The 24,869-nt window shown below is 71.8% G+C and carries 18 protein-coding genes; 16 read left to right on the top strand and 2 right to left on the bottom strand.

All coding sequences use genetic code 11. The annotated features are described in order from the left end of the window. Positions 1–117: 117 nt before the first annotated feature. Positions 118–999, bottom strand: coding sequence for an alpha/beta hydrolase (locus tag ABZT12_RS23050; RefSeq protein WP_356387647.1), 882 nt, complete (start codon positions 997–999; stop codon positions 118–120). Next, entirely contained in the window at positions 999–1,553 is a 555-nt protein-coding gene (locus ABZT12_RS23045; protein WP_356387644.1) for a quercetin 2,3-dioxygenase, read from the bottom strand. Before ABZT12_RS23045 ends, ABZT12_RS23050 begins: the two co-directional genes overlap by 1 nt. A 124-nt stretch (positions 1,554–1,677) precedes the next feature. Here ABZT12_RS23045 and ABZT12_RS23040 point away from each other — a divergent pair, with 124 nt between their 5' ends. The 16 genes from ABZT12_RS23040 to ABZT12_RS22965 all read left to right on the top strand — a co-directional run bounded on the left by ABZT12_RS23040 (position 1,678) and on the right by ABZT12_RS22965 (position 24,862). Next, entirely contained in the window at positions 1,678–2,127 is a 450-nt protein-coding gene (locus ABZT12_RS23040; protein ID WP_356387641.1) for a MarR family winged helix-turn-helix transcriptional regulator, read from the top strand. 389 nt (positions 2,128–2,516) lie between these two features. Continuing rightward, positions 2,517–5,105, top strand: coding sequence for a beta-L-arabinofuranosidase domain-containing protein (locus tag ABZT12_RS23035; protein ID WP_356387638.1), 2,589 nt, complete (start codon positions 2,517–2,519; stop codon positions 5,103–5,105). 114 nt (positions 5,106–5,219) lie between these two features. After that, positions 5,220–8,606 (top strand): glycosylhydrolase-like jelly roll fold domain-containing protein, encoded by a 3,387-nt coding sequence (locus ABZT12_RS23030; protein WP_356387635.1) that lies wholly within the window; start codon positions 5,220–5,222, stop codon positions 8,604–8,606. 41 nt (positions 8,607–8,647) lie between these two features. Continuing rightward, entirely contained in the window at positions 8,648–11,911 is a 3,264-nt protein-coding gene (locus tag ABZT12_RS23025) for a family 78 glycoside hydrolase catalytic domain (RefSeq protein ID WP_356387631.1), read from the top strand. Positions 11,912–12,341: 430 nt separating this feature from the next. Then, a complete protein-coding gene (locus ABZT12_RS23020; protein WP_356387628.1) occupies positions 12,342–13,151 on the top strand; it encodes an ABC transporter ATP-binding protein in 810 nt (269 codons plus the stop codon). A 15-nt stretch (positions 13,152–13,166) separates the two neighbouring features. Beyond that, on the top strand, positions 13,167–13,856 hold the full coding sequence (locus ABZT12_RS23015; RefSeq protein ID WP_356387625.1) for an SRPBCC family protein: 690 nt from the start codon (positions 13,167–13,169) through the stop codon (positions 13,854–13,856). Then, positions 13,853–14,710: an aldolase/citrate lyase family protein gene (locus ABZT12_RS23010; protein ID WP_356387622.1), complete on the top strand. Its 858-nt coding sequence runs from the start codon at positions 13,853–13,855 to the stop codon at positions 14,708–14,710. Before ABZT12_RS23015 ends, ABZT12_RS23010 begins: the two co-directional genes overlap by 4 nt. Positions 14,711–14,779: 69 nt before the next feature. Then, positions 14,780–15,835, top strand: a complete 1,056-nt coding sequence (locus ABZT12_RS23005) for an amidohydrolase family protein (RefSeq protein ID WP_356387619.1) — start codon at positions 14,780–14,782, stop codon at positions 15,833–15,835. Further along, on the top strand, positions 15,832–17,490 hold the full coding sequence (locus tag ABZT12_RS23000; RefSeq protein ID WP_356387615.1) for a thiamine pyrophosphate-binding protein: 1,659 nt from the start codon (positions 15,832–15,834) through the stop codon (positions 17,488–17,490). Before ABZT12_RS23005 ends, ABZT12_RS23000 begins: the two co-directional genes overlap by 4 nt. A gap of 29 nt (positions 17,491–17,519) precedes the next feature. Continuing rightward, the gene (locus ABZT12_RS22995; RefSeq protein ID WP_356387612.1) at positions 17,520–18,437 is read left to right on the top strand and encodes a hypothetical protein; all 918 of its coding nucleotides are present in this window, start codon (positions 17,520–17,522) and stop codon (positions 18,435–18,437) included. Positions 18,438–18,475: 38 nt separating this feature from the next. Further along, positions 18,476–19,645, top strand: coding sequence for a DUF3500 domain-containing protein (locus ABZT12_RS22990; RefSeq protein WP_356387609.1), 1,170 nt, complete (start codon positions 18,476–18,478; stop codon positions 19,643–19,645). Continuing rightward, positions 19,642–20,511: a hypothetical protein gene (locus ABZT12_RS22985; RefSeq protein ID WP_356387606.1), complete on the top strand. Its 870-nt coding sequence runs from the start codon at positions 19,642–19,644 to the stop codon at positions 20,509–20,511. The genes ABZT12_RS22990 and ABZT12_RS22985 overlap by 4 nt, the downstream gene beginning before the upstream one ends. A 71-nt stretch (positions 20,512–20,582) precedes the next feature. Further along, positions 20,583–21,575 (top strand): ABC transporter substrate-binding protein, encoded by a 993-nt coding sequence (locus ABZT12_RS22980; RefSeq protein ID WP_356387603.1) that lies wholly within the window; start codon positions 20,583–20,585, stop codon positions 21,573–21,575. A gap of 16 nt (positions 21,576–21,591) precedes the next feature. After that, positions 21,592–22,479, top strand: a complete 888-nt coding sequence (locus tag ABZT12_RS22975) for an amidohydrolase family protein (RefSeq protein ID WP_356387600.1) — start codon at positions 21,592–21,594, stop codon at positions 22,477–22,479. Positions 22,480–22,553: 74 nt separating this feature from the next. Further along, positions 22,554–23,246 (top strand): GntR family transcriptional regulator, encoded by a 693-nt coding sequence (locus ABZT12_RS22970; protein WP_356387597.1) that lies wholly within the window; start codon positions 22,554–22,556, stop codon positions 23,244–23,246. A gap of 26 nt (positions 23,247–23,272) precedes the next feature. Beyond that, positions 23,273–24,862, top strand: coding sequence for a carboxylesterase family protein (locus tag ABZT12_RS22965; RefSeq protein WP_356387594.1), 1,590 nt, complete (start codon positions 23,273–23,275; stop codon positions 24,860–24,862). The last annotated feature ends 7 nt before the right edge of the window (positions 24,863–24,869 follow it).

The raw sequence follows: 24,869 nt of genomic DNA, 5'->3' as shown, positions 1-24,869 counted from the left end.
GGGCATCACGACCCTGAACGGAACCGCACCACCTTCGTCAGCGGCCACCACCCCTCCACCACCGCCACCGACGCGGCAGCGCTCTCACCGCCACTGACCGCGGGCGGCGGGGCGGGATCACACGGGTCGGCCGCCGACGACTCCGTGGGCCCAGTTCAGGGAGTCCGCGAAGATGTTCTCCAGCTGGTCGTCCGGCAGCCCGTGCCAGACGTGGTCGGCGCCCGGCAGCAGGCGGAGTTCGGTGGGGACGCCCGCCTCCGTCAGCCGTTCGGCGAGGCGCCTGGAGTGGGCGGCGTCCACCATGGAGTCGGCCTCCCCGTGTGCCACGAAGAACGGCGGCGCTCCGCGTCGCACCTGCCGCAAAGGGCTTGCCTGTACGGCGAGTCGGGGCACGTCGGCCGGTGCGGCGCCGAGCAGCAGGGCGTCGGGGGTGTGCGGGTTCTCCGCGTTCAGGGTGAGATCGCTGGGCGCGTACCAGACGACGGCGCCGGTGATGCCCGGCAGGTCGTCCGCCAGGGCCAGCAGCGCGGCGAGGTGGCCGCCGGCCGATTCGCCCCACACCACGGTGCGGGTGGTGTCGAGGCCGAGTTCGGCGGAGCGCCGCCCGAGCCAGCCGAGGGCGTCGCGCAGGTCTTCGATCTGGGCGGGGAAGACGGCTTCACCGCTCAGCCGGTAGTCGACGGACGCGACGGCGAAACCGGAGGCGGCGATGCGGGCCAACGGGCCGGGGTGCCAGGAGCGCAGGCGGTAGCCCATCTCGTCACGGCGCCCCCTGCGCCAGGCCCCGCCGTGGACGAGAAGCAGCAGGGGCAGCGGGCGCGTGCCGGTCTCGGTCGGGAGCCAGAGGTCGAGTTCGAGGGGACGCGCTCCGGGCACCTCCGCGTAGGGGACGCCGCGCAGCAGCCGTACGCCGTCCCCGACGGGCGCCGCGGGTGGCAGCGGAGCGAGGTCCGGGTGCGGAGCCGTGATGAGGGATCGCAGGTCCTGGGGCGCGGCCATCAGTCCCGCCACTGGTGGTGGGGCAGGAACTGGATGTCGTACTGCTCGGGCAGCGTGCCGAATTTGTGCGGCTCGGGTACGTACGGTGCCTGGGGGAGTCCGAGCGCTTCCGTGGGGGTGCCCAGGTTCTCGAAGAAGCGCTCGAACGTGCCCGTGGGGCCGGAGGCGACGCCGACGATGCGGCTGCCGTTGCGTTCGATGCGGTAGGCGTGGGCGCAGTTCTTGGGGACGAAACCGAAGTCCCCGGAGGTGAGCAGCTTGGAGTGCTGCGTCCCGCTGCCGTCCTCGACGAAGAGCCGTACCGCACCGTCCGTCACGAAGAAGACCTCGTACGTGTTCGCGTGGCTGTGCGCGGGGATGGTGTCGCCCTTCGGGCCCTCGCAGGTGAAGAAGTTGAAGCTGTTCTCGGTCTGCTCGCCGCCGGCGTACACCGTGAACAGGTCGGTGAAGAGGTGGGCGCGGTCGCCCATGCCCTTCTCGATGAAGTAGGGCGTTCCGGGGTCGGGCGGGATGTGGGAGGCGCGGCGGTAGCGGGTGGCGTACTCGATGGTCACGGGTTCTCCTCGGTGCCGGGCGTTGAACGTCAGGCTGCCTGACGTAAACCGTCAGGTAGCCTGACATGAAGGGATCACGCGGGGCAAGACCTATGCTCTGCTCCCGTCGGGAGAGGGGGAGCGCATGAGTGCCGGACGCCACAATCTGCCGCAGCTGCTGGGGGGAGCCCGCCGGTGGTTCGACGAGGGTCTGCTCGCCGCTCTGGAGGCGGAGGGGGCGGAGCCCGTCTCGGTGGCCCAGCTGCACGTCTTCACCGTTCTCGACGAACCGGGGACGACCGTCGCCGACCTGGCCCGGCGCATGGGGGTGGCCCGGCAGACGGCGCACCAGGCGGTGCACGGCCTCGTCGCCGCGGGCCTGCTCGAACAGGTACCGGACCCGCACTCCGCGCGCCGGCGGCTGATCCGGCGGACGGCCAAGGGGCGACGCGTGCACGAGCGGGCGGAAGCCGCGATCGAGAACCTGGAACGCGCGCTGGTCTCGCGTATCGGCGCTGACGGCGTGCTCGCCCTGCGGGAGATTCTGGAGCGGCCCTGGGGGCAACCACCCCGCGGCCGCCACCCGGGCACCTGACGTCGACCGACCGGGAGTCGAGGCGCGGGCCCCTCTCGAATTGAACGTTTCAATTGCCGTCGTGATGTGGGTAGTTCGGAGATGCGAGGCTCAGGCGGCTGGCGCCATCGGCGTTTCTCGGCTCAAATGGCGTGCCCCACCAGGGAATTCGCTTCAATCGTCCGGCCTGCCTCGATCAATTCCTGTGCAAGGCCTTGACGTTCACCATGACCGACCCTAGCGTCTGCGCCTGCGAGATAAAACGATTCAATGCGGTGCGGTACGGCGCTGACGACGCTTCGTCCCTCGGTGGTGAAGCGGCGGCTGTCCGTGCCGCGTGCCCTCAGCCCGTGCTGAATCCGCTGAGTCCTCCGCGCTCTCCGTCCCCTCCGTGGAAGGAAGTCCGCACGTTGCCCGCCCCACGCGACACCGTCGGCCCGTCCCGCCGCCAGATCCTGTTCACCGCCACCACAGCGGTCGCCGTCACGGCGGCCGGCCCCGGCGCGGTCGCCCGCGCCGCCTCGCCCGCCGAGCCGTCAACCGACCCGCTCCCCGGACTCCGGCCCACCGGCGCGGGCGGACCCGCACTCGCCGCCTTCGGCCTGTCCGAGGTGCGGCTCCTGGACAGTCCCTTCCTCGCCAACATGGGCCGTACCTGCGCCTATCTGCTCTATGTGGACGGCGACCGGCTCCTGCACACCTTCCGTACGACCGTGGGACTGCCCTCCGGCGCGGAACCCTGCGGCGGCTGGGAGGCCCCGGACGTCCAGCTGCGCGGCCACACCACGGGCCATCTGCTCAGCGGTCTCGCCCAGGCCCACGCCGGCACCGGGGACGCCGCCTACGCGGAGAAGGGCCGCGCGATCGTCTCGGCTCTCGCCGAGTGCCAGCGGGCGGCGCCGGGCGCGGGCTTCCACGCCGGCTACCTCTCCGCGTTCCCCGAGACGGTCTTCGACCAGCTGGAGGCGGGGGGCAGGCCCTGGGCGCCGTACTACACCCTGCACAAGATCATGGCCGGTCTGCTCGACCAGTACCAGCTCTCCGGCAACGACGAAGCCCTGGACGTGCTGCGGGCCATGGCCGCGTGGGCAGACACCCGCACCGCGCCGCTCTCGTACGCGATCATGCAGAACCTCCTCAAGGTGGAGTTCGGCGGCATGAACGACGTGCTGACGCGGCTCCATCTGGTGACCGGCGACCCGGCGCACCTGCGTACCGCCCGGCGCTTCGACCACGAGGACCTGTACGCCCCGCTCGCCGCCGGGCGCGACGAACTCGCCGGGCGGCACGCCAACACCGAGATCGCCAAGGTCGTCGGCGCGGTGCCGTCCTTCGAGGCGACGGGGGAGCGGCGCTACCTGGACATCGCCGACACCTTCTGGACCACCGTCGTACGCCACCACTCCTACGCCATCGGCGGCAACTCCAACCAGGAGCTGTTCGGGCCGCCCGACGAGATCGTCAGCCGGCTCTCCGAGGTCACCTGCGAGAACTGCAACAGCTACAACATGCTGAAGCTGGGACGCCGGCTCTTCCTGCACCGCCCCGACCGCACGCGGTACATGGACCACTACGAGTGGACGCTCTACAACCAGATGCTCGGCGAGCAGGACCCCGACTCCGAGCACGGGTTCGTCACGTACTACACCGGTCTGTGGGCCGGCTCCCGGCGTGAACCCAAGGGCGGTCTCGGCTCGGCCCCCGGCAGTTACAGCGGCGACTACGACAACTTCTCCTGCGACCACGGCACGGGCCTGGAGACCCACACCAAATTCGCCGACTCCATCTACTTCCGCTCCAGCGGTCCGACCGCGCCCACGCTCTATGTGAACCTCTTCATCCCCTCCGAAGTCCGCTGGCAGCAAGGTGGCGTGACGGTTCGTCAGGAGACGAGGTACCCGGAGGAGGGCAGCACCCGGCTGACCGTCACGGCGGGCGGGGGACGCTTCGCGCTGCGGATCCGGATCCCCTCCTGGGTCGCCGGCACCGGGCAGTCCGCGGTGCTGAAGGTGGGGGGCCGTCCGGTCACCACGCGACCGCGTCCGGGCACCTACGCCACGGTGGAGCGGACCTGGCGCACCGGTGACACCGTCGAACTCACCCTGCCCAGACGGCCGGTGTGGACCGCGGCGCCCGACAACCCCCAGGTGCGATCGGTGTCGTACGGCCCGTTGGTGCTGGCCGGCGAGTACGCCGAGACCGGGCCGGACACGCTGCCCACGATCCGCCCCCGGTCGCTGCGGGCCCTCCCCGGAACCGACACCCGCTTCACCGTGTCGGCCGACGGCCGGTCCGTCGGTCTGCGCCCCTTCCACCAGGTGCAGCACCAGCGCTACAACGTCTACTGGGCCGTGCCCCCGGACCCCGGCCGCGAACGGGACACCGCCCGTTACCCGTTGGACGAGGGAACGGGGAACCCGGCCGACCGGACCGGTCACTTCGGCCCGGCCACCCTCGCCACGGGCGCGGTCTGGGCCGACGACGGCACGGGCCCCGCCGTGTCACTGGACGGGACCGGCGGTCATGTCGCCCTGCCCGCCGGGATGTTGACGGCTCTGGACCAGCTGACGATCAGTGTCCGGGTCCGCGTCGACACGCTCGCCGCCTCCGCCCGCGTCTTCGACTTCGGCTACCACAAGGACACCTATCTCTTCCTCGCCGCCACCACGGGCGCGGGACGGGCCCGCGCCGCGCTGAAGATCGCCGGTATGGAGCGGGAGGACTTCATCGACGCGAACGGCCCACTGCCCGTAGCCCGTTGGACCCACGTGGCGCTGACCCTGGGCGGCAACACCGGCGTGGTCTACCTCGACGGCGTCGAGTCCGGACGCAACCCCGCCATGGTCGCGAGCCCCTTGCTGCTCGGCGTGACCACCCGCTCCTACCTCGGCCGCTCCCAGAACAGCACCCATCCCCGTCTGCACGGCGCCGTCCGTGATCTGCGGGTGCACAACCGGGCGTTGACGGCTGCCGAGATCGCCCGGCTGGCCGCCGGCTGACCCGTCCGGTCCCTCTTCCCCGCCCCGCTCCCGCGCTCTCTTTTCCCGCGCCCCTTTTCCGCGCCACCTTTCCGTTCCGCACAGCTCTGCCCGCACAGGCACAGGAGTTCCCGCATGTCCGACAGCACTCCCCAAAGCCCCCTGTCCAGACGGGGGTTCGTGGCCGCGGCCGGCGTCGGCACCGCCGTGGCCGCCGGTCTGCCCGGCCTCGGCCTCGCCGTCCCCCCGGCCGCCGCCGCGCCCCGGAACGCGCCGCGACCCGGCTTCACCGACCCGCCCAAGGACAGCCGCCCCACCGTCTACTGGTACTGGAACGGCCCCGTCACCCCCGAACTCGTCGACCGGCAACTCGCCGACCTGCGGGACAAGGGCATGTACGAGGTGGTCCTGTTCTCCTTCGACAACGACGCGATGCGGCCCGTCTTCTTCACCGAGGAGTGGTTCGACATCGTCGGGCACGTGCTGCGCACCGCCGAGGCGACCGGCATGCGGGTATGGCTGTTCAACGACGACCACTTCCCCAGCGGCCGGGCGGGCGAGTACATCGTCAAGGGCGGCACGGTCGGCTCCCGCACCTACGCACCCCGCCCCGATCTGCGGCTCAAGGCACTGTGGCGCTCCACCACGGTGGTCCAGGGGCCCGCCCGCGTCGACCTGCGCCGCAGCACCGGCGTGGGCGTGGAGGCCGCTCACCTGGTCGCCGACGCCGCCGTCCTCGACGGCGCGACCGTCCTGCGCGGCGGCGAGGCGTGGACCGACTACACCGTCACCGCCTCCGCCAAGGCGGAGCACACCGCCGCCGGTCTCGTCGTACGGGCCTCCGCCGACGGCCTCGACGGCTACGCGGTCGCCTTCGACCAGACCGGCGTCGTCACCGTGCTGCGCCTCTCCCGCGACGCGGACCCGGTCCAACTCGCCCGCAGCACACGCACCGACGGCTTCAACAAGACCAAGTACCACACCGTCGTGGTGACCGTCCGCGGAGCCTCCCTCTCGGTGACGCTCGACGGGCGGGACAAGGGCACCGTGACCGACGACCGGTACGCCGCCGGAGGCGTCGGGGTGCGGGCCGTGGGCGACGAGCGCGGCCTGTGGGACAGCCTCGCCGTCACCGCGGCCGACGGGGGCAGCCTCTACACGACCACCTTCGCCGACGGCGCCGCCGCCGGAGACTTTCCCGATCGGGCCTCGCCGGCCGCCCGGGCCGTGGCCGGAGCCGCGCGCCCCGTCGGCACCACCGAAGCGACCGACGTCGTCGACCTCACCGCACGACTGTCGGACGACGGCAACTGGCAAGTGCCGGAAGGCCGTTGGCAGATCGACCTGTTCGGCGGCACCCCGCTCGTCGACGACACCCAGGGCTACAGCCGCAGTTACGTCGATCTCCTCGACGACGAGCCCGTACGGCTCTTCCTGGACATCGTCCCGGGCGAGTACCACCGCCGCTTCCGCCGCTACTTCGGCACCGTCGTCCCCGGCTTCTGGGACGACGAGCCGTTCTTCGCCTCAGCCGAAGCCCACTTCAACCGGCTGCCCTGGTCGCCGACGCTGGACGGGGCGCTGCGCGCGGTGGGCGTCGAGCCCGGCGTGGCCTACGCCGCCGCCTTCGACGACCTCGGCCGCAGCGGCCGTATCTCCCGCGGCCTGTTCTGGCAGGCCGTCTCCAACCGCTTCGCCCGCTACTTCCGCGCCCAGGCCGGCTGGTGCGAGCAGCACGGCGTCAAACTGATCACCAACCCGCTCTACGACGAGACGTCCCCCGCCAAGCGGGTCCGCAGCACCGGCGACCTGCACAAGGTCAACCAGTGGGCGCAGGTGCCCGGCGGTGACATCATCACCGCCGAGTACGTGCCGGGGGAGCAGACCATGCTGCCCCGCAACCCCGTCTCCGTCTCCCATCAGATGGGCCGGGAACGGACGTTGATGGAGATGTTCGGCAACATGGGCTGGCAGGTCACGCCCGGTTTCGTGCACGCGACGGTCGGCGCGCAGGCCGCCCGCGGGGTCAACCTGACGGTCCTGCACGCTCTGTGGACCGACGAGAACGTCGTCTACTTCCCGCCGCCGTTCGGCCCTCGCGCGCCCTGGTGGTGGTCGATGCGACCGCTCGCCGAGTGGATCGGCCGGGTCATGGAGGCGGGGCGCGGCACCTCCGCCGCGCGGACCGCGCTGCTCCAGCCCCAGCGGGCGGCCGAACAGTGGGCCGGCACCGACCGGCAGAGCGAGGTCGACGGCGCCCTCAGCGACGCCGCCTACGCGCTGGAGCGCGCCCAGGTCGACTTCGACCTCCTCCACGAGGGCGCCCTGAGCGGCGACCCGGACCTGCTCGCCCACGCTTCGGTGCGCTCCGGCCGGCTGACCGTGGGCGCCGCCCGCTACGACCTGGTCGTCGTGCCGGTGACCCCGACCCTGGACACGGCGTCCGTGCGTGCCCTGGACACGTTCGTCCGGGCGGGCGGCACCGTCGTCGCCGTGGGCGCGCTGCCCGCCGACGAGGCCGACGGCAACGACCGCTCCCTGGCCCGCACCCTGCACGACCTGTTCGGTGACGCTCTGCCGGGCAGGCGTGCCCTGGGCAGCGGGCTCGCGCTGCGCGTCGCCGACGTGAGCGCCCTCGGTGCCGCCGCCCACGAGGCCGGAGCCGCGGCCGCCGTCCTCGAACCGGCACGCGACACGATCCGGGTGCTGAGGGTCACCCGGGGCACGGACACCGCGTTCCTCCTCAACAACGAGGGCGCCACCGCCGTCGCGACCACGGCCGTCCTGCCCGCCGAGGGCGTGCCGCACCTGTGGCAGCCGGCCACCGGCGCGACCGCACCGGCATCCGTCTACCGCGTCAGCAAGCGCGGCCTGCACCTCCCCCTCATCTTCGAGGCGTACGAGACCCGCATCGTCATCGTCCGCCGGAGCGCCGAGACCGGGCCCCACCTCACGGACGCCTCCGTCGACGTCCTCTCCGTCGAACGGCACGGTGCTTCCCTGCGCGCCACGGTCGAGGTCTCGCAGCCCGGCAGCTACCCGCTGACCGGCACCGACTCGGGCCGCACCTACCTGGGCACGGTCCACGTCGACGACGCGCTCGCCCCGGTGCCCGTCACCGGCGACTGGACCCTGTCCCTGGACCGCGACGGCGACACACCGGTCAGCGGCCCCCTCGGCAGCTGGACCACGTACGCCCCGCTGTACTCCGGCACCGGCACCTACACCACCGACATCGACGTCGACCGCTCCGTCCTGGACGGCAGGCGTGTGCTGCTCGATCTCGGTGAGGTGCGGGACGTGGCCGGCGTGACCGTCAACGGCCATGCCCAACCCCCGTCGCTGTGGGCGCCGTTCGTCACCGACGTCACCGAGAGTCTCGTCCCCGGCCGTAACCGCCTCGTCGTGCGGGTCTCCAACACCCTCTCCAACGAGCGCAACAAGCCGCTGCCCTCCGGTCTGCTCGGCCCGGTCAGCCTGCGCTTCCGGCGCCGGACCATCGCCACGCTGCACCGCGTCTGACGGACGACCCGCGCCCGCGATCCGACCTCCCGAGGACTGCCATGCCCCAACTCCCGTCCACGCGACGGAACAAGCCCCGCCCGCGTCGCCTCGCCCTCCTGCCGGCCGCCGTGCTGACCGCCCTCCTCACCGCCGTCTCCTCCACCGTCCCGGCCGCCGCTTCGACCACCGGCGTGCTCACCCCGGCGCATCCGCGCACCCAGCACCTCGACGAGGCGCTCGGCATCGACGACACCACCCCCGACCTCAGTTGGCAGACCATCGCCCGCACCACCGGTGTCCTGCAGAGCGCCTACCGCGTCCAGGCGGCCACCTCGCCCGAACGGCTGCGCTCCGCCCGTCCCGACCTGTGGGACTCCGGCAAGGTCGCCTCCGCCGTCCCGCAGACCACGTACGCGGGCCGCACACTCGGCTCCCGGACCCGCGTGTACTGGCGCGTGATGCTCTGGTCCGACTCCCGCCAGAAGTCCGGCTGGAGCGACACGGCCGTCTTCGAGACCGGCCTGACCAAGGCGTCCGACTGGCAGGCGCAGTGGATCACCCACCCCCAATGGCGGCTCAGTGAACGGGAGATCGAGCCGGTCGTCGTCAACTTGCCCCGCACGACGGCCCGTTACGTCCGTCTCGACGTCACCCGCCTGGGACTGCCGCTCAAGGAGAGCGTCGACGCGCGCACCTGGCGACTCCAGCTCGGCGAGATCGACGTGCGCGACACGCAGACGTCGGCGACCGGTCTGGCTCATGGCGCGGCGGTCACCGCCTCCGAGACCAACACGATCCGCAAGACCTACGAGCCCGCGCTCGCCGTCGACGGTCTGACCAACAGCGCCCTGCAGACCGCCGCCGGATACTCCAGCGCGGCCCACACCTCCGCCGACACCTCGGCGGCTCCCGTCACGCTCACCCTCGACCTGAGGACGACGAAGACGTTCGACCAGGTGGCCCTCTACCCGCGTGCCGACGTCCTCACCGACGTCGGCCAGGTGCCCGGCTTCCCCACCGACTACGCCCTGTCGGCCTCCGACGACCCGGCCGGCCCCTACACCACGCTCTCCCACGTCACCGGCCAGCAGCCGCCGAAGCCCTACCTGCCCGCCGGACTGCCCCTGCTCACCGACGACTTCACCCTGCCCCACGGCGTCCGCAGCGCCCGGCTCCACATCGCCGGACTCGGCGTCTACGACGCCAGCCTCAACGGCCGCCCGGTCGGCGACGCGGTCCTGGAGCCCGCCAACACCGACTACCGCGACCGGGTGCAGTACGCCACCTACGACGTCACCGACCGGCTGCGGGCCGGCGCCAACACCATCGGCGTCGCCCTCGGCAACGGCATGTCCAACGTGATCAGCACCGCCGACCGCTACCGCAAGCTGTACGGCGACATCAGCGACCCCAAGCTGATCGCCCAGCTGGAGATCACCCTCGCCGACGGCAGCGTCCGCACCGTCCGCAGCGGCGACGACTGGCGCACCGCACTGGGCCCCACCACCTCCAGCAACTGGTACGGCGGCGAGGACTACGACGCCCGCCGCGAGCTCCCGCACTGGAACGACCCCCAGGGCGACCGCGGTTCATGGCAGCACGCGGTCCCGGTCGCCGCCCCCGGCAGCACGGACGCGCCCGCCACGCTCAGCGCCCGCGAGACCGAGCCGATCCGCGTCGTCCAGACCCTCGTCGGCAAGCAGGTCGACGGCGCCGACGGCAGCCGCGTCTTCGACCTCGGCCGCACCATCGCGGGCTGGCCGGAGATCACCGTCAGCGCGCCCGCCGGAACCGAGGTCCGCGTCTACCCGGCCGAGAGCCTCAAGGACGGCCACGCCTTCCAGTCCATCAGCAACGTCGGCGCCCCGCTGTGGGACAGCTACACCACCCGCGACACCGAAACCGCCACCTGGCACCCCGAGTTCAGCTACCACGGCTTCCGCTACCTGGAGCTGAAGGGGCTGCCCGCGGGCGCGAAGGTCACCGTACGGGGCGAGGTCCTGCGCACCGACAACACCTCGGCCGGCACCTTCACCAGCTCCGACCCCCTGATCAACGGGATCCACGGGCTGATCCGCGGGGCCGTCGAGGGCAACATGATGAGCATCCTGACCGACTGCCCGAGCCGCGAGAAGCTCGGCTGGCTCGAACAGGACCAACTGGTCTTCCCCGCCCTCGCCGCCAACTACGACATGCAGTCCCAACTCCGCAAGATCGTGCGGGACATGGCGGACGCGCAGACCGCGGACGGGCTGATCCCCAGTACGGTCCCGGAGTACACCAGCCTGCCGGGCGCCTACCGCAACGACTCCAACTGGGGCGGCGCCTTCGTCCTGGTGCCCTGGCAGCTGTACACCACCTACGGCGACCGTTCCACCCTGAGCACGTACTACCCGCGGATGCGCCAGTACGCCGCCTTCCTCCAGACCCAGGTCAGCGGCGGCATCCTTGACTACGGCCTCGGTGACTGGTTCACCCCGGACCGGACCTTCCCGCGCGCGGTCGCCAGTACCTACGGCTACTGGCGCGTCGTGGACGCCCTCGCCCGGATCGCCACCGTCCTCGGCGACGACACGGCCGCCCAGGAGTACCGGGCGAAGGCCGACACCGCCGTCCACGCCCTGACAGCCACGTACTACGACTCGGCGACCGGCACCTTCGGAGGCGGCGGCCAGGGCGCCGAGGCACTCGCCCTGGACATGGGCGCCTACCCGGCGGGGGAGAAGGACCGGCTGCTGGCCCACTTCACCGGCTCCGTCGAGAGCGCCGGCTACCACCTGCTGCTCGGTGAGATCTCCCTCCCGGCCGCCTTCCGCGTGCTGTCCGCCGCCGGCCGCGACGACATCGTCCAGCACATCGCCACCCAGACCACCAGCCCCAGCTACGGCTACCAGGTGGTCGCCGGCAACACCACGCTCGGCGAGTCCTGGGACGGCGGCCCCGGGCAGTCGCAGAACCACTTCATGCTCGGTGCCATCGACTCCTGGTTCACCAGCCGCCTCGCCGGTATCGCCCAGACACCGGACTCCGTGGGCTACGCCGAACTGCTCATCGACCCCGCCGTCGAGGGCGGCCCGACCTCCGCGTCGGCCTCGTACCGCACGCCCTACGGGCGCGCCCGTACCGACTGGACCCGTAGCGGCGACCGGTTCCGCCTCACCGTCGACGTCCCGGCCGGCAGCACCGCCGAGATCCACGTACCCGCCGACGGCGGCCGTGCCACCGCGCCCCCCGGCGCCCGGCTCCGCGGCGCCACGGCCACCGAGGCCGTGTACGCGGTCGGCTCCGGGGACTGGAACTTCGGTTCGGTACTGACGAGATAACCACCAGCGCACGACGCGGCCGGCAGATGCGACAGCCGGCCGGGCCCGGACCGTCTCCACGGTCCGGGCCTTCGTGCTGAGCAGGTGACAGCGCCGGCGGCCCGCCGTCGTACCGAGGCGGTCGCACTTCCCGCCGCCGATGATTGTCCAACAATCGAAAGCACGGGACGGCCCTCGTCCCTCCCTCAGAGGTTTTTCTTGCAGGCATCTTGCCAGCACATGTCCCACGAGTTACGTTCGCTGCAGTTCTTGTCGGACAATCCAGGTTCGGAAGCTGTTCAACTGAGCCTGCCGACAGGTGACTTCAGCCGTACGCGCGCCCCCTGAGCCCTCCCCGCGGGGCCCGGGGCCGACCGCGCCCGGCGTATCCATCCACCGCACGCACGATGGGCCAGGCCGCCTTTTCGAGGAGTAGGCCGAGGAGACGAAGATGTCGACCAAACAGCGCGCCCCGCAGACGGAAGCCCTCCGCTTCGAGAACGTGACCCTGGAGTTCCCGGGCAGCCACCGGCCGGCGATCAGGGACGTGTCCTTCCAGATCGACCGCGGCAAGTGCGTCGCCGTGATCGGGCCCAGTGGGTGCGGGAAGAGCACCCTTCTCAACCTGGCCGCCGGCCTGCTCGCCCCGACCAGGGGCCGGGTCTACTTCGGCGGCGAGGAGGTCAGCGCCGTCAACGCGGAGGCGGCCTACGTGACCCAGCAGACGGACCTGCTGCCGTGGCTGAGCGTGAAGGCCAACATCGGCCTGGCCCTCAAGTTCCGCAAGGTGCCCAAGGCGGAGCGCGAGGAACGTATCGCGCACTGGGTCGGCGTCGTAGGGCTCACCGGGTTCGAGAACCACTACCCCCGCGAGCTGTCCGGCGGTATGCGCAAACGCTGCGCGATCGCCCGGGCCCTGATCTACGAGCCCTCCATCGTGCTGATGGACGAGCCCTTCGGACCGCTGGACGCCATCACCCGGCTCAAGCTCCAGCAGGAACTCCTCAACCTGTGGCAGGAGCAGAAGGGCACCCTCGTCTTCGTCACCCACGACCTCAACGAGGCCCTCTACCTCGCCGACGAGGTGGTCGTGATGTCCGAGGGTCCGGGCGTCGTCCGCCGCATCCTCCCCGTCCCCTTCGGACGCCCCCGCACCATCGGCTCCCTCATCGAGTCACCCGAGTTCGCCGAGCTCTACAACGACCTGTGGAGCCTTTTCAAGTCCGACGCGAAGGCGACCGACGCCGCCCAGCGTTCCTGAAGCGAGGTCCCCACCTTGATATCCATCGCTGAGAAGATAGCCGTGCCGAGCCCGCCGGACCGGGTCTGGGAGATCATCTCCGATCCCTCGGCCGTCGTGTCCTGCATCGGCGGCGCGGAGCTGGGCCAGTCCCACGACGACGGTTCCTTCGACGGCGTCCTCGTCGTCAAGTTCGGCGGCATCCGGGTCAGGTTCGCCGCCCGCATCACCCTGGAACTGGACGAGGCCGAGCGGGAGGGCCGTCTCACCGCACGCGGCCGGGACGGGCAGGGCGCCACCCGGTTCAGCGGCGGAGCCGTCTTCCGGGTGAGCGACGACCCCGCCGCCGACGGCACGCAGGTGGCCGTGACCGGAGAGATGAACCTCTCCGGGAAGCTCGCCCCGCTCATCGAATCGGGCGCCGGTGTCGTGGTGACCCGGATGACCCGGGAGTTCTCCGCGGCGCTCATCGAACGCTGCGCCCTCCCGGACCCCACCGCCCCCCTCGCCACCGTTCCCCTCTCCGACATCTCCGGCTCCACCGCCCCCGCCCCCACCGCCGACGGGTCGCACACCGCCGCCGTCCCCGCCGCGCGCCCCGGCCTCTGGCGCCGGATCCGCGACCGGCTGACCCGTCTGTTCGGCCGCGACCGCTCCCTCCCGGCGGCCGGCGCCCAGCCCGTGTCCGAGTCCGTGTCCACCCCGTACCGAGGAGAACGTCCGTGACAGCCCGGCTCAACAAGGTCATCGCCCGACTCGCCGCGGGACGGCACGTCTTCGCGTCGTTCTCCCCGGCCGACCCCGCTGCCGCGCTCGACTTCGCCACCACCTCCTACGACGCGCTCGTCTTCGAGACGGAGCACAAGCCGTGGGATGCCATCGCACTGCGCGACAGCTTCCAGTACCTGCTCGACCGGCGTCAGATCCGCACCTCGGACGAGCCGGGTCCGGCCCTCACCCCGATCGTGCGGATCCCCGTCAACGGGGCCGAGAAAGCCCAGTGGCACGCCAAACAGGCCCTGGATCTCGGTGCGTTCGGCATCGTGTGGCCGCACATCACCACCGTGGAGGAGGCCCGCAACGCGGTGGCCGCCTGCCGCTATCCGTCGCTGCCGGACCAGTCCCGCCACGAGCCGGCCGGTCTGCGGGGCGACAGCCCGAGCGCCGCCGCCCGCTTCTGGGGCATCTCCAACCAGGAGTACTACGAGCGCAGCGACGTCTGGCCGCTGGACCCGGACGGAGAGGTCCTGGTGGCCCTCATGATCGAGGACCAGCGGGGCATCGCGAACCTCCCGCGCATGCTCGACGAGGTGCCGGGCATCGGTCTCGTCATCATCGGCGAGGGCGACATGAGCCAGGAGCTCGGCATCCCGCGCCAGTACGACCACCCCGAGATGCTCGCCTGCAAGCGGCGCGTGCTCGACGCCTGCGACGCGCGGGGCGTCCCGGTGGGCCACCCCCACGTCACCGCGGACAACGTCAAGCGGGTCCTCGACGACGGCTACCGCTTCCTCATGACCGCCCCCGTGCGCACCTACCCGGGCCTGGAGCTGGGCCGTTCCCTCGTCGGCCACGCCTGACCACCGCCCCGGTCGCGTGCCCGCCGCCCCTGCCGTGCCCCTCCCCGCCCCCACCCGCAAGGAGCCACCATGCTCATCGACTGTCACGGTCACTTCACCACCGCACCTCCCGCACTCGGCCGATGGCGGGAGAAACAGATCCGGGCCTACGAGGAGTCGGGCGCCCGAGTCTCCGCCGACGAACTGACCATCGGCGACGAGGAGATCCGGTCCGCGATCGAACAGGGCCAGCTCAAGCTCCAGAACGAACGCGGCACCGACCTGACGCTGTTCTCGCCCGGCGCCGGGAAGATGGCGCACCACTACGGCGACGAGCGGACCAGCCTGGACTGGTCCCGGGTCGCCAACGACCTGATCGCCCGGGTGTGCGGGCTGTTCCCGGGCAAGTTCATCGGCGTCTGTCAGCTCCCGCAGTCGCCAGGTGACGCGCTGGAGGCGTCCGTGCGCCACAGCGTCGCCGAACTGGAGCGCTGCGTAACGGAGTTGGGCTTCGTAGGCGCTCTGCTGAACCCGGACCCGTCCGACGGCAACTGGCAGGCACCGCCGGTCACCGACAAGGTGTACTACCCGCTGTACGAGAAGATGGTGGAGCTGGACGTCCCGGCCATGCTGCACGTGGCGATGTCCCGCAACCCCGCCATGCAGGGCACCTGCGCCCACTACCTCGCGGGTGACACCGCCGTCTTCATGCAGCTGTGCATGTCGGACCTGTTCAAGGACTTCCCGACCCTGAAAGTGATCATCCCGCACGGCGGCGGCGCCGTCCCCTACCACTGGGGCCGCTACCGGGGCGTCATGCAGGACCAGGGCCGGCCCCCGCTGGAGGAACTGGTCCTGCGCAACGTCTACTTCGACACCTGTGTGTACCACCCGCGCGGCATGCAGCTGCTGGTGGACGTGGTCCCCGCGGCCAACGTGCTGTTCGCCTCCGAGATGATCGGCGCCGTCCGCGGCGTCGACCCCGAGACCGGACACCACTTCGACGACACGAAGAGCATCCTCGACTCCGTCACCGGCCTCGCCGACGAGGACCGCCGGCTCATCGAGTACGGCAACGCACTGCGGGTGTTCCCGCGCCTGCTCCACGACAAGCACCTGGCGAGTTCGGAGGCGACGGCCCGATGAAGGTCTACGAAGCGATGGCCGAGGCGTTCGTCCAAGAAGGCACCCGGGACGTGTTCGGGATGATGGGCGACGCCAACATGCACTGGATGAACGCCCTCGCCGAGCGCGGCGTACGGCTGCTGGAGGTGCGGCACGAAGGCTCCGGCCTCGGCATGGCCGACGGCTGGGCGCGAGCGGCCGACCAGCCCGGAGTGATCACCACCACCAGCGGTCCGGGTGTCGCACAGCTCGCCACCTCGATGATCGTCGCGGCCCGGGCCCGCACCCCGCTGATCGCCTTCTGCGGAGAGACCGCCTGGGGCGACAGGGCCGCCGCCCAGTACCTCGACCAGGGCCGCTTCGCCGCCGCCATCGAGTGCGCCTACCTCCACCTCGACCGGGCGGACCAGGCGCAGGAGGTCGTCCAGCGCGCGTTCCACCTGGCCCGTACCGAGTCGCGGCCGGTCATGATCAGCGCGCCGATGGACATCCAGACGCACGAGTTCGACGAAGCCCTGGATTTGCCGTACGTGCCGTCGACCCAACTGATCGACCACCAGCGGCCGTTGCCCGACCCCGGGCGGATCGCGCGCGCCGCCGACGTGGTGCAGGCGAGCAAGCGGGTCGTGATCATCGCGGGGCGCGGCGCGCGCCAGGCCGACGCCGGCGAGGGCGTGCTGCGGCTCCAGGAGCGCACCGGCGCGCTGCTCGCCACCACGCTCCAGGCGAAGAACTGGCTGCGCGAGCGGACCGAGCACCACGTCGGCATCTCCGGGCTGTTCGGCAACCGGGTGGCGATGGAACTGCTCCAGGAGGCCGACTGTGTGATCGCGGTCGGGGCCAGCCTCAACCACTACACCACCGAGGCCGGTTACCTCTTCCCCGAGGCGAAGTACGTCCAGATCGACACCGCCGAACACCTGGTGATGGGGAACGGCGCCGCCGCCGACGTCTATGTGCGTGCCGACGCGGTGACCGCGCTGGACGCGCTGGAGGCGGAACTCGCCCGCCGTTCCGTGCGCATCGAGGGCTTCCACACCGCCGAGATCCGCGGCCGGCTCGCCGCCCCGCTCATCGACCCCGCCGACTTCGTGCGGGAGCCGGGCCGGATCGACCCGCGCGAGGCGATCACGGTGCTGGACGAGGAGCTTCCCGGCGAGATCGACCTGGTGCTCGGCAGCGGCCACCAGACGGACTTCGGGACCATGCTCTTCCAGCGGTCCCGCGAGATCGTCTCCAACTACGGGATGTTCGGCGCGATCGGACAGGCCCCGCTGCTGACCATCGGCAAGATCGTCGCGGACGGCGGCCGGCCCTCCTTCGTGGTCGAGGGCGACGCCAGCTTCCTGATGCACCTGCCGGAGTTCGAGACCGCCTGCCGCTACGGACTGCCGCTGCTGGCCGTCGTCATGAACGACGAGGCCCTGGGCGCCGAGTACCACAAGTCGGCGGCCAAGGGACTCGACCCGGAGCTCGCCGTCATCCCGACGCCGGAGCTGGGCGCGGTGGCGGTGGCCCTCGGCGGGGCCGGCGCGACCGTCCGTACCACCGCCGAACTGCGCGCGGCCCTCGCCGAGTACCTCCGCGAACCCCGCCCGACCGTCATCGACGTCCGCATCACCCGCAAGGTGCTCAGCCCGCCCTACCGGCGCCTCTGGTACGGCGAGGACGTGTGAGCGGGGCGAGGAGGCAGGAGTCCGTGACCGTGAACACCCCATCCCCGCAAGGCGGGACGCTGGACGTCCTGCTCGGTGAGTACCCGCACACCCGCCCGCTGCGGGACGGCACGATCCCCGTCGAGGGTGTCGAGTGCCGCTTCCTGTCGGCCTCCCCGCTGCACTCCGCGTTCCCGCGGATGGTCGGCGGCCTGGAGTTCGACGTCTGCGAGATGCCCGTCGCCACCTATCTGCTGGCCCGTGAAGCGGGTGTGCCGGTCACCCTCCTTCCCGTCGTCCTGATCGGTGCCTCGCACCACCACTCGCTGACCCGGCTGCCCGACGGCCCCGAGCTGGACCCGCGCCGGCTCGCCGGCCGGCGGATCGGGGTGCGGTCGTACGGACAGACCACCGGGCTGTGGGTACGGGGCATCCTGCGCGAGGACTACGGCGTCGAGGCCTCGGACGTCACCTGGGTCACGACCGAGGACGCGCATGTCGCCAGTTATGTGAACCCCCCGAACGTGGAACGGTCGGCGAGCGGCGGTGTCGCGGCCCTGCTGCGGGCCGGTGACGTGGACGCGGCGGTGCTCGGCCCGCGGGCCATCGGCGTCCAGGGCGTCCCCCTGGTGCCGGTGATCAAGGACGCCGAGGCAGCGGCCGAGGCGTGGATGGAGCGGCACGGGACCGTACCGGCCAACCACCTGCTGGTCGTCCGCGACGACGTCCTGCGCACCCGGCCCGACGCGGTCACCGCCCTGTACCGGGCGCTCGCCCGGAGCATCGACGAGACCGCGGACGAGCGGGACCTCGCCACCCCGGCGGGCCGGGCGGTGACCGCCGGCTGGAGCGACCCGCTCGACCGCTGCCTGGAGATCGCGGCCCGTTACGCCCTGGAGCAGGGACTGGTCCGCACCCCCGTCGACCTGGCCCGCATCCACCAGGACACGGCGTTCCTCGGCGGCTGAGCGGTCCACCCACCCACCACCAGAAAGGAGGAGAGGCGATGGAAGGCAAGGACGACTCGGAGCTGCGGGTACGGCCCTCGGCCCCCACCCGCGAACCGGAACTGTGGACGCCGCAACTTCAGGCCAAGGTCGACTGGCGCCGTGACGCGGCCGACGAGCCGCTGCGCGGCGTGGTCACGTCCGACGGACCGGTGCCGGACCTCTACCCGCTGACCGCGACAGGCGTCGACACCACCGGGATCCGCGAGGCGACGGCCACCTACCTGCGCGCACTCACCCCCAACGAACTGCACGACGCGCGTTTCCCGATGCGCGACGTGACCTGGCGCCACTGGAACAACGGCGCCCGCTACTTCCTGCGCCATGGCCTCTGCCTGGAGGAACTGGACGACGCCAAAAGGCAGTTCGCCCTGGACATCCTCCGCGCATGCCTCAGCGAGGCCGGATACCGCCAGGTCCTCGACCTGATGCACCTCAACCTCACCATCGGCGAGATCCGCGGCGAGACCGACAAGCTCAACGAGTGGCTGTACTGGTTCAGCGTCTACGGCGACCCGCTCGGCGACGGCCCGTTCGGCTGGCAGCTCGACGGCCACCACGTGAACGTCAACTGCGCACTCGTAGGCGACCAGTTGGTGCTCACACCGACGTTCCTGGGCGCCGAACCCGCGACCGCCCACGGCGGCAGGTACGCCGGGACGACCGCGTTCCGTGCCGAAGAGGCGGCCGGAGCCGCGCTGTTCGCCGGCCTGTCGGCACCGCAGCGGCAGCGGGCGACGATCGCCGCCGACCTGCCGGAGGAACTGTTCGTCGGCGCGTTCCGCGACAACTTCGAGCTGAACTACGCGGGCATCCCGCTCGGCGCGCTCACCGCCGACCAGCGGCGGGCGGCCCGGGAGCTGATCGCCCTCTACACGGACCGGGCCGCCCCCGGCCACGCCAAGGTCCGGCTGGACGAAGTGCTGGCCCACGAGGGCGACACCTGGTTCGGGTGGGCCGGCGACCCGGACGGCGTCTTCTACTACCGCCTGCACAGCCCGGTGATCCTCGTCGAGTTCGAGCACATGGCCGGCGTGATGTACGCCAACGACCATCCGACCCGCCGGCACATCCACACCATCGTGCGCACCCCCAACGGGGGCGACTACGGCGCCGACCTGCTGCGCCGGCATCACGAACGTTTCCATCTCCTGAGGAGTCAGTCATGAAGGTGGTTCTGGGCCGCGACGACCTGGCCGCAGCGGCCGAGACGGCCGTCAAGGAGACCGGGACGCCGTTCGAGCGGCTGGACATCCGGCCGGTCCACAAGGCCTCACGCGGTTTCCTCGACGGCGCCGGCGCCGATCTGTGCGAACTCGCCATCGTCACCCTGCTCCAGGCGGTCGCCCAGGGCCGGAAGGTACTGCTGCTGCCGGTCACCGCCCTCGGCCGCGACCAGCACCAGACGCTGGTCACCCTGGGCCGGCTCACGGTCCACGACGTCGAGGGCCACACCGTCGGAGTCCGCGCCTGGAGCCAGACCACCGGCGTATGGGTGCGCGGCTTCCTCACCGAGCAGTACGGCGTCGACCTGCGCACGATCGACTGGCGGACCTACGAAGGCGCCCACGTCGACGGCTACGACGACCCGTCCTGGGTCACGCGGGCCCCCCAGGGCGCCAAGCTGCCAGCCGACTTCCTGCAAGGACGCGTCGACTTCGGCATCATGGGCAACGAGCTGCCGGCGGACGACCGTATCCGTACCGCCATCGACGACGCCCGCGCGGTGGCCGCCCAGTGGGCGGCGAGCACCGGATTCACCCCCGTCAACCACGTCGTCGGCATGACCGAGACAGCCGCCCGCGAGCACGCGCCGGCCCTCCTCGCCGCGTTCGACGCGATGCGTACGGCGGCGGCAGCGGCGCCGACCGCCGCGGTCGACCCGGTCGGCTTCGCGGCCCTGCGCGCCCCGTTCACCAGGGCCGCCGCCTACGCCCTGGAGCAGGAAGTCATCCCGCGGGCCGTGGAGTTCGACGAGATCGTCGACCGCACCTGCGCCGCACTGGGTGTCCCGGCGTCCCGCCTCGGCGGCTGACCCCCGCGCCGGAACGCGCCGCAGCGCCCGCTCCCCCCACCGCATGAGAGAAAAGGCAGGAAACGCAGGAAATGCAGCAGACGCAGAAGCTCTCCCTGGTTCTCGGAGACTACGCGCACGCACGTGACATCCCCGCCCCCGTGACCGACGCGGCCACGTACACGGTCGAGGAGGTGGAGGTCAGGCCGGTCATCGGCGCCTACCGCCGCATGATCCGCGACCTGGAGTTCGACGTGTGCGAACTGGCCCCCGTCTCCTACCTGATGGCCCGCCAGGCCGGTGTCCCCCTCACCGCGGTCCCGGTGTTCCTCAACCGCCGCTTCCACCACGGCGACATCCAGTGCGGCGCCCGGTCCGGCATCCAGGTGCCGCGCGACCTCGAAGGCCGGCGGGTGGGCGTGCGCGCCTACTCCGTCAGCACCGGCGTCTGGGCACGCGGCGTCCTCACCGAGGAGTACGGCGTCGACATCGACAAGATCACCTGGGTGGTGGACGACGACGACCACGTCGAGGGCCGCGTCCCCTCCAACGTGGAACGCGTCACCGACGGCCGCTCGCTCGGCGAACTGCTGCGCGCCGGCGAGATCGACGCGGCGTTCACCGGCAACGCCGGCACCGGCCGGGCGGGCGCCCCGCGCACCGGCTGGAGCGCCGCACCCGAGCCGGGGACGACCGACGGCGACACCCCCTACCCGCTGTTCCCCGAGGCGGACCTCCTCGCCCGCGATCACTACCTGCGCACCGGCGTCTACCCGCTGCACTCCCTGATCGCGCTGCGCGCCGACCTCGTCGACCGCGACCCCTCCCTGCCCACCGCGCTGTACGCGGCACTCACCGAGGCCAAGCAACGGCGGGTGGCGGCGGACCCCGACTGGACCCAACTGCCCCGGTTCGCCCGCCAGGGCGCCCAGATCGGCGGCGACCCGGTGCCCTACGGCGTCGCCGCCAACGAACCCAGCCTCGCCGCCCTCGTGCGCTACTCGCGCGACCAGGGCCTGCTGGACGCCGACTTCCCCGACGACCCGCACACGCTGTTCGCCGACGGCGACTACCCCGACGCCTGACAGGAGCGAGACGCCCATGAACAGCACCGACACCACCGACAGCACTCACGTCACCGACATCATCGACACGCACTGCCACGTCATAGCCGAGGACCAGGGCCGGTACCCCTGGTCACCCATCGGCGGCAAGGCGTCCGCCTGGGCCACCTCCCGGCCCGTCACCGCCGAGGGCATGGCCGGGCACATGGACGAGGCGGGCGTCCAGCGGTCCGTCCTCGTCCAGGCCACCACCGCCTACGGCTACAACAACTCCTACGTCCTCGACAGCCGCGCCGCCCACCCGGACCGGTTCATCGCGGTCGGCACCTTCGACCCCCTCGCCCCCGACGCCCCGGCCCGCCTCGCCACGGCCGTCACGGAGCAGGGCCTGGCCGGCGTGCGGCTGTTCACCAGCGGCAGCACCGTACCCACCCAGGGCGAGTGGTTCGCCGCACCGGAGTCGTACGCGTTCTGGAGCGCCGCGACCGAACTGGACGTCACCGTCTGCCTCCAGATGCGGCTGGGCCCGGCCACCCGGCAGCTCGCCGAGGTGCTGGAACGGTTCCCCGGTGTCCGGGTCCTCCTCGACCACATCGGCTACCCCGACGTCGCCGGCTCCCCGTCACAGGCCGGCAAGGAGGTCGCCGAACTCGCCGACCACCCCAACCTGTACCTGAAGCTCACCCACCGCAATCTCGAACCGCTGCACGCGGCGGGGGAGGAGGCGATCGAGTTCCTCAGCCCGGTGGTCGACGCGTTCGGCGCCGGACGTATCGCCTGGGGATCGAACCTGCCGGCGGCCGAACAGTCGCTGACCGAACTGGTCGGCCTGGCCCGCACGGTGCTGGCCCCCCTGCCCGCCACCGCCCGGGAGGAGATCTTCGCGGGGACCGCGCGGCGGCTCTACCCCTCCCTGGCCGGATAGGGGCTGACCTGCCATGCACTCGGTTAGGGTTCCCGCCTCGGCTCTCAATCCCAAGGAACGAAAAGGCGGTCAAGGTGGACTACGACGGCGAGGGTGCCGCATCCGAGGCGAGAACGTCCGGTACCCGGCAGAGCCAGGCGTACGAGGGACTGCGAACCCTCCTGCTGTCGGGGAGCATCCCGCCCGGCGCACGGCTGACCGAGGCGGACCTGACCCGCATGTTCAACGTGTCGCGCAGCACCATGCGCTCCGCGCTGGTGCGGTTGGCGCAGGAGGGGTACGTCACCAGCGAGGTCAATCGCGGGGTGCGCACCCGCAGCTTCTCCGTGGAGGAGGCGGCGGACATCCTGGAGGCCCGCGAGACGCTGGAGTCGGCGCTCGCCGGCAAGGCGGCGGAGCGGGCCACCGCCGAGGAGATCGAGGACATGCGCCGCACCCTCCAGGACATGGAGGAGGCGAAGGGACGCGGCGACCAGGACGCCTACTCGCGTGGCAACCGGACCTTCCACCAACAGGTCAAGTACGCCGCACACCAGGCGACCCTCGCCCGCGCCTACGACACGCTGCTCTACCCGCTGGTGATGCGGCAGTACCGCAACCTCTCCGCCCAGCACCCGCGAACCGGGTCGATGGAGGAGCACCAGGCCATCTTCCTCGCCATCCTCACGCGCAACCCCGACGCGGCCCTCGCGGCGATGCGTCATCACGTCGGCTCCGCCCGCAGGGCGCTGCTGCTCGACAAGTCCCTGGCGCCGCCCGTCACTTGACGACCGGCCGGGGCGGGAAGGACGTCATGCGTCATCTCGTGGACACCGAGGCGGGCTCCGTCGAGGGGGTGCCGTGCCGGGACCGCTCCGTCATCGTCTTCCGGGGCATCCCCTACGCCGCACCGCCGGTCGGTGACCTGCGCTGGCAGCCGCCCCAGCCGCCGCCGCGCTGGGAGGGTGTCCGCCGTGCCGACCGGTTCGGGCCCATGTGCCCGCAGCCGCCGGCCGCCGCGGCCGCCACCGGCGTCGACGTCCCCATGAGCGAGGACTGCCTGAACCTCAACATCTGGACGGGCGCACCGTCCCGAGCGGAACCGCGCCCGGTCCTCGTGTGGATCTACGGCGGCGGCTTCAGGGAGGGCACGGGGGCACACCCCCGTTACGACGGTGAGAACCTGAGCCGGCAGGGCCTCGTCGTCGTCACCTTCAACTACCGCCTGGGCGCCTTCGGTTTCCTCGCCACGACCGAGCTGAGCGAGGAGTCGGGACACGGTTCCTCGGGCAACTACGGGGTGCTCGACTGTGTCGCGGCACTGCGCTGGGTCCGCGACAACATCGCGCGCTTCGGCGGCGACCCCGGCAGCGTCACCGTGGCGGGCCAGTCCGCGGGGGCGGGCATGGTCAACTTCCTGGCCATGTCCCCGCTCGCCAAGGGGCTCTTCCACCGGGCCGTGGCGCAGTCCCACGCCCGGTACGCCAGGGACCCCGAACTCCGCTACCTCGCGACTTCCTACCGCCTTCCCGCCGACGCCGTGGAGGCCGGGGAGCGCTACACACGGGCGCACGGCGCGCGGACCGTGCGGGAGCTGCGGAGCCTGCACTGGCGGAAGCTCGTCGACGGGAACCACCCCGTGGACACAGCGGTGGAGACCGGCGGCCCGGCGAAGCCCCCGCTCTTCCGTCCCGTCGTCGACGGCTGGGTGATCCCCGCCGGCTACGCCGAGACGTACGGCCAGGGCAGTCAGAACGACGTCGACTACCTCGCGGGGAACAACCTCGACGAGGGCGGCGCCGTCCCCGAGACGATGGTCGACGCCCTGCGCGCCGACCGCCGGCCGGCCCGCCCCGGAGCACCACCGGTCCAGTTGACGCTGGCCCGGTACACCGAGGCCGCCCGGCACAGGTTCGGCACGCTGGCCGAGGAGTTCCTGCGGCTGTACCCGGCCGCGACGGACGACGAGGCCGTGGCGGCGGGCAGCCGGGCCGCACGCGACAACTCCCGTCTGTCGACCCACCTTTGGGGCACGGACTGGACCCGCCACACCACCCGCTCCCTGCACACCTACTTCTGGACCCACCGCACCCAGGCGCCCGGCGGCGGCCCCCGACAGGCCTCCCACGGCTCCGAGATCGACTACGTCTTCGGCAACCCCCGGGGCACCACCGCGACCTGGACCGAACAGGACCACGAGGTCGCCCGGACCCTCTCCTCCTACTGGACCAACTTCGCCGCCACCGGTGACCCCAACGGCCAAGGTCTGCCCCACTGGCCCGCATTCGCCCCCGACGCCGGCTCCGTCATGGAGATCGGCGCGCGGTTCCGGCCCGTCCCCGTCGCGGACCCGGTCCGCACCGATTTCTGGCTCCGCTTCTTCCGCGCCCAACAGGCCTGGTGAACAGGTG

The sequence above is a fragment of the Streptomyces sp. NPDC005423 genome, from assembly GCF_040606415.1.
Taxonomy (GTDB): Bacteria; Actinomycetota; Actinomycetes; order Streptomycetales; family Streptomycetaceae; genus Streptomyces.
The sequence above is the reverse complement of the archived record's forward strand: the minus strand, read 5'-3'. Positions and strand labels throughout refer to the sequence as shown.

What these genes read in the sequence shown, in the direction of transcription:
- ABZT12_RS22965 (WP_356387594.1), top strand. Translation starts at nt 23,273, where the DNA reads ATGCGTCATCTCGTGGACACCGAGGCGGGCTCCGTCGAGGGGGTGCCG.
- ABZT12_RS22975 (WP_356387600.1), top strand. Translation starts at nt 21,592, where the DNA reads ATGAACAGCACCGACACCACCGACAGCACTCACGTCACCGACATCATC.
- ABZT12_RS23040 (WP_356387641.1), top strand. Translation starts at nt 1,678, where the DNA reads ATGAGTGCCGGACGCCACAATCTGCCGCAGCTGCTGGGGGGAGCCCGC.
- ABZT12_RS23025 (WP_356387631.1), top strand. Translation starts at nt 8,648, where the DNA reads ATGCCCCAACTCCCGTCCACGCGACGGAACAAGCCCCGCCCGCGTCGC.
- ABZT12_RS22985 (WP_356387606.1), top strand. Translation starts at nt 19,642, where the DNA reads ATGAAGGTGGTTCTGGGCCGCGACGACCTGGCCGCAGCGGCCGAGACG.
- ABZT12_RS22990 (WP_356387609.1), top strand. Translation starts at nt 18,476, where the DNA reads ATGGAAGGCAAGGACGACTCGGAGCTGCGGGTACGGCCCTCGGCCCCC.
- ABZT12_RS22980 (WP_356387603.1), top strand. Translation starts at nt 20,583, where the DNA reads ATGCAGCAGACGCAGAAGCTCTCCCTGGTTCTCGGAGACTACGCGCAC.
- ABZT12_RS23050 (WP_356387647.1), bottom strand. Translation starts at nt 999, where the DNA reads ATGGCCGCGCCCCAGGACCTGCGATCCCTCATCACGGCTCCGCACCCG.
- ABZT12_RS23020 (WP_356387628.1), top strand. Translation starts at nt 12,342, where the DNA reads ATGTCGACCAAACAGCGCGCCCCGCAGACGGAAGCCCTCCGCTTCGAG.
- ABZT12_RS23030 (WP_356387635.1), top strand. Translation starts at nt 5,220, where the DNA reads ATGTCCGACAGCACTCCCCAAAGCCCCCTGTCCAGACGGGGGTTCGTG.
- ABZT12_RS23000 (WP_356387615.1), top strand. Translation starts at nt 15,832, where the DNA reads ATGAAGGTCTACGAAGCGATGGCCGAGGCGTTCGTCCAAGAAGGCACC.
- ABZT12_RS23005 (WP_356387619.1), top strand. Translation starts at nt 14,780, where the DNA reads ATGCTCATCGACTGTCACGGTCACTTCACCACCGCACCTCCCGCACTC.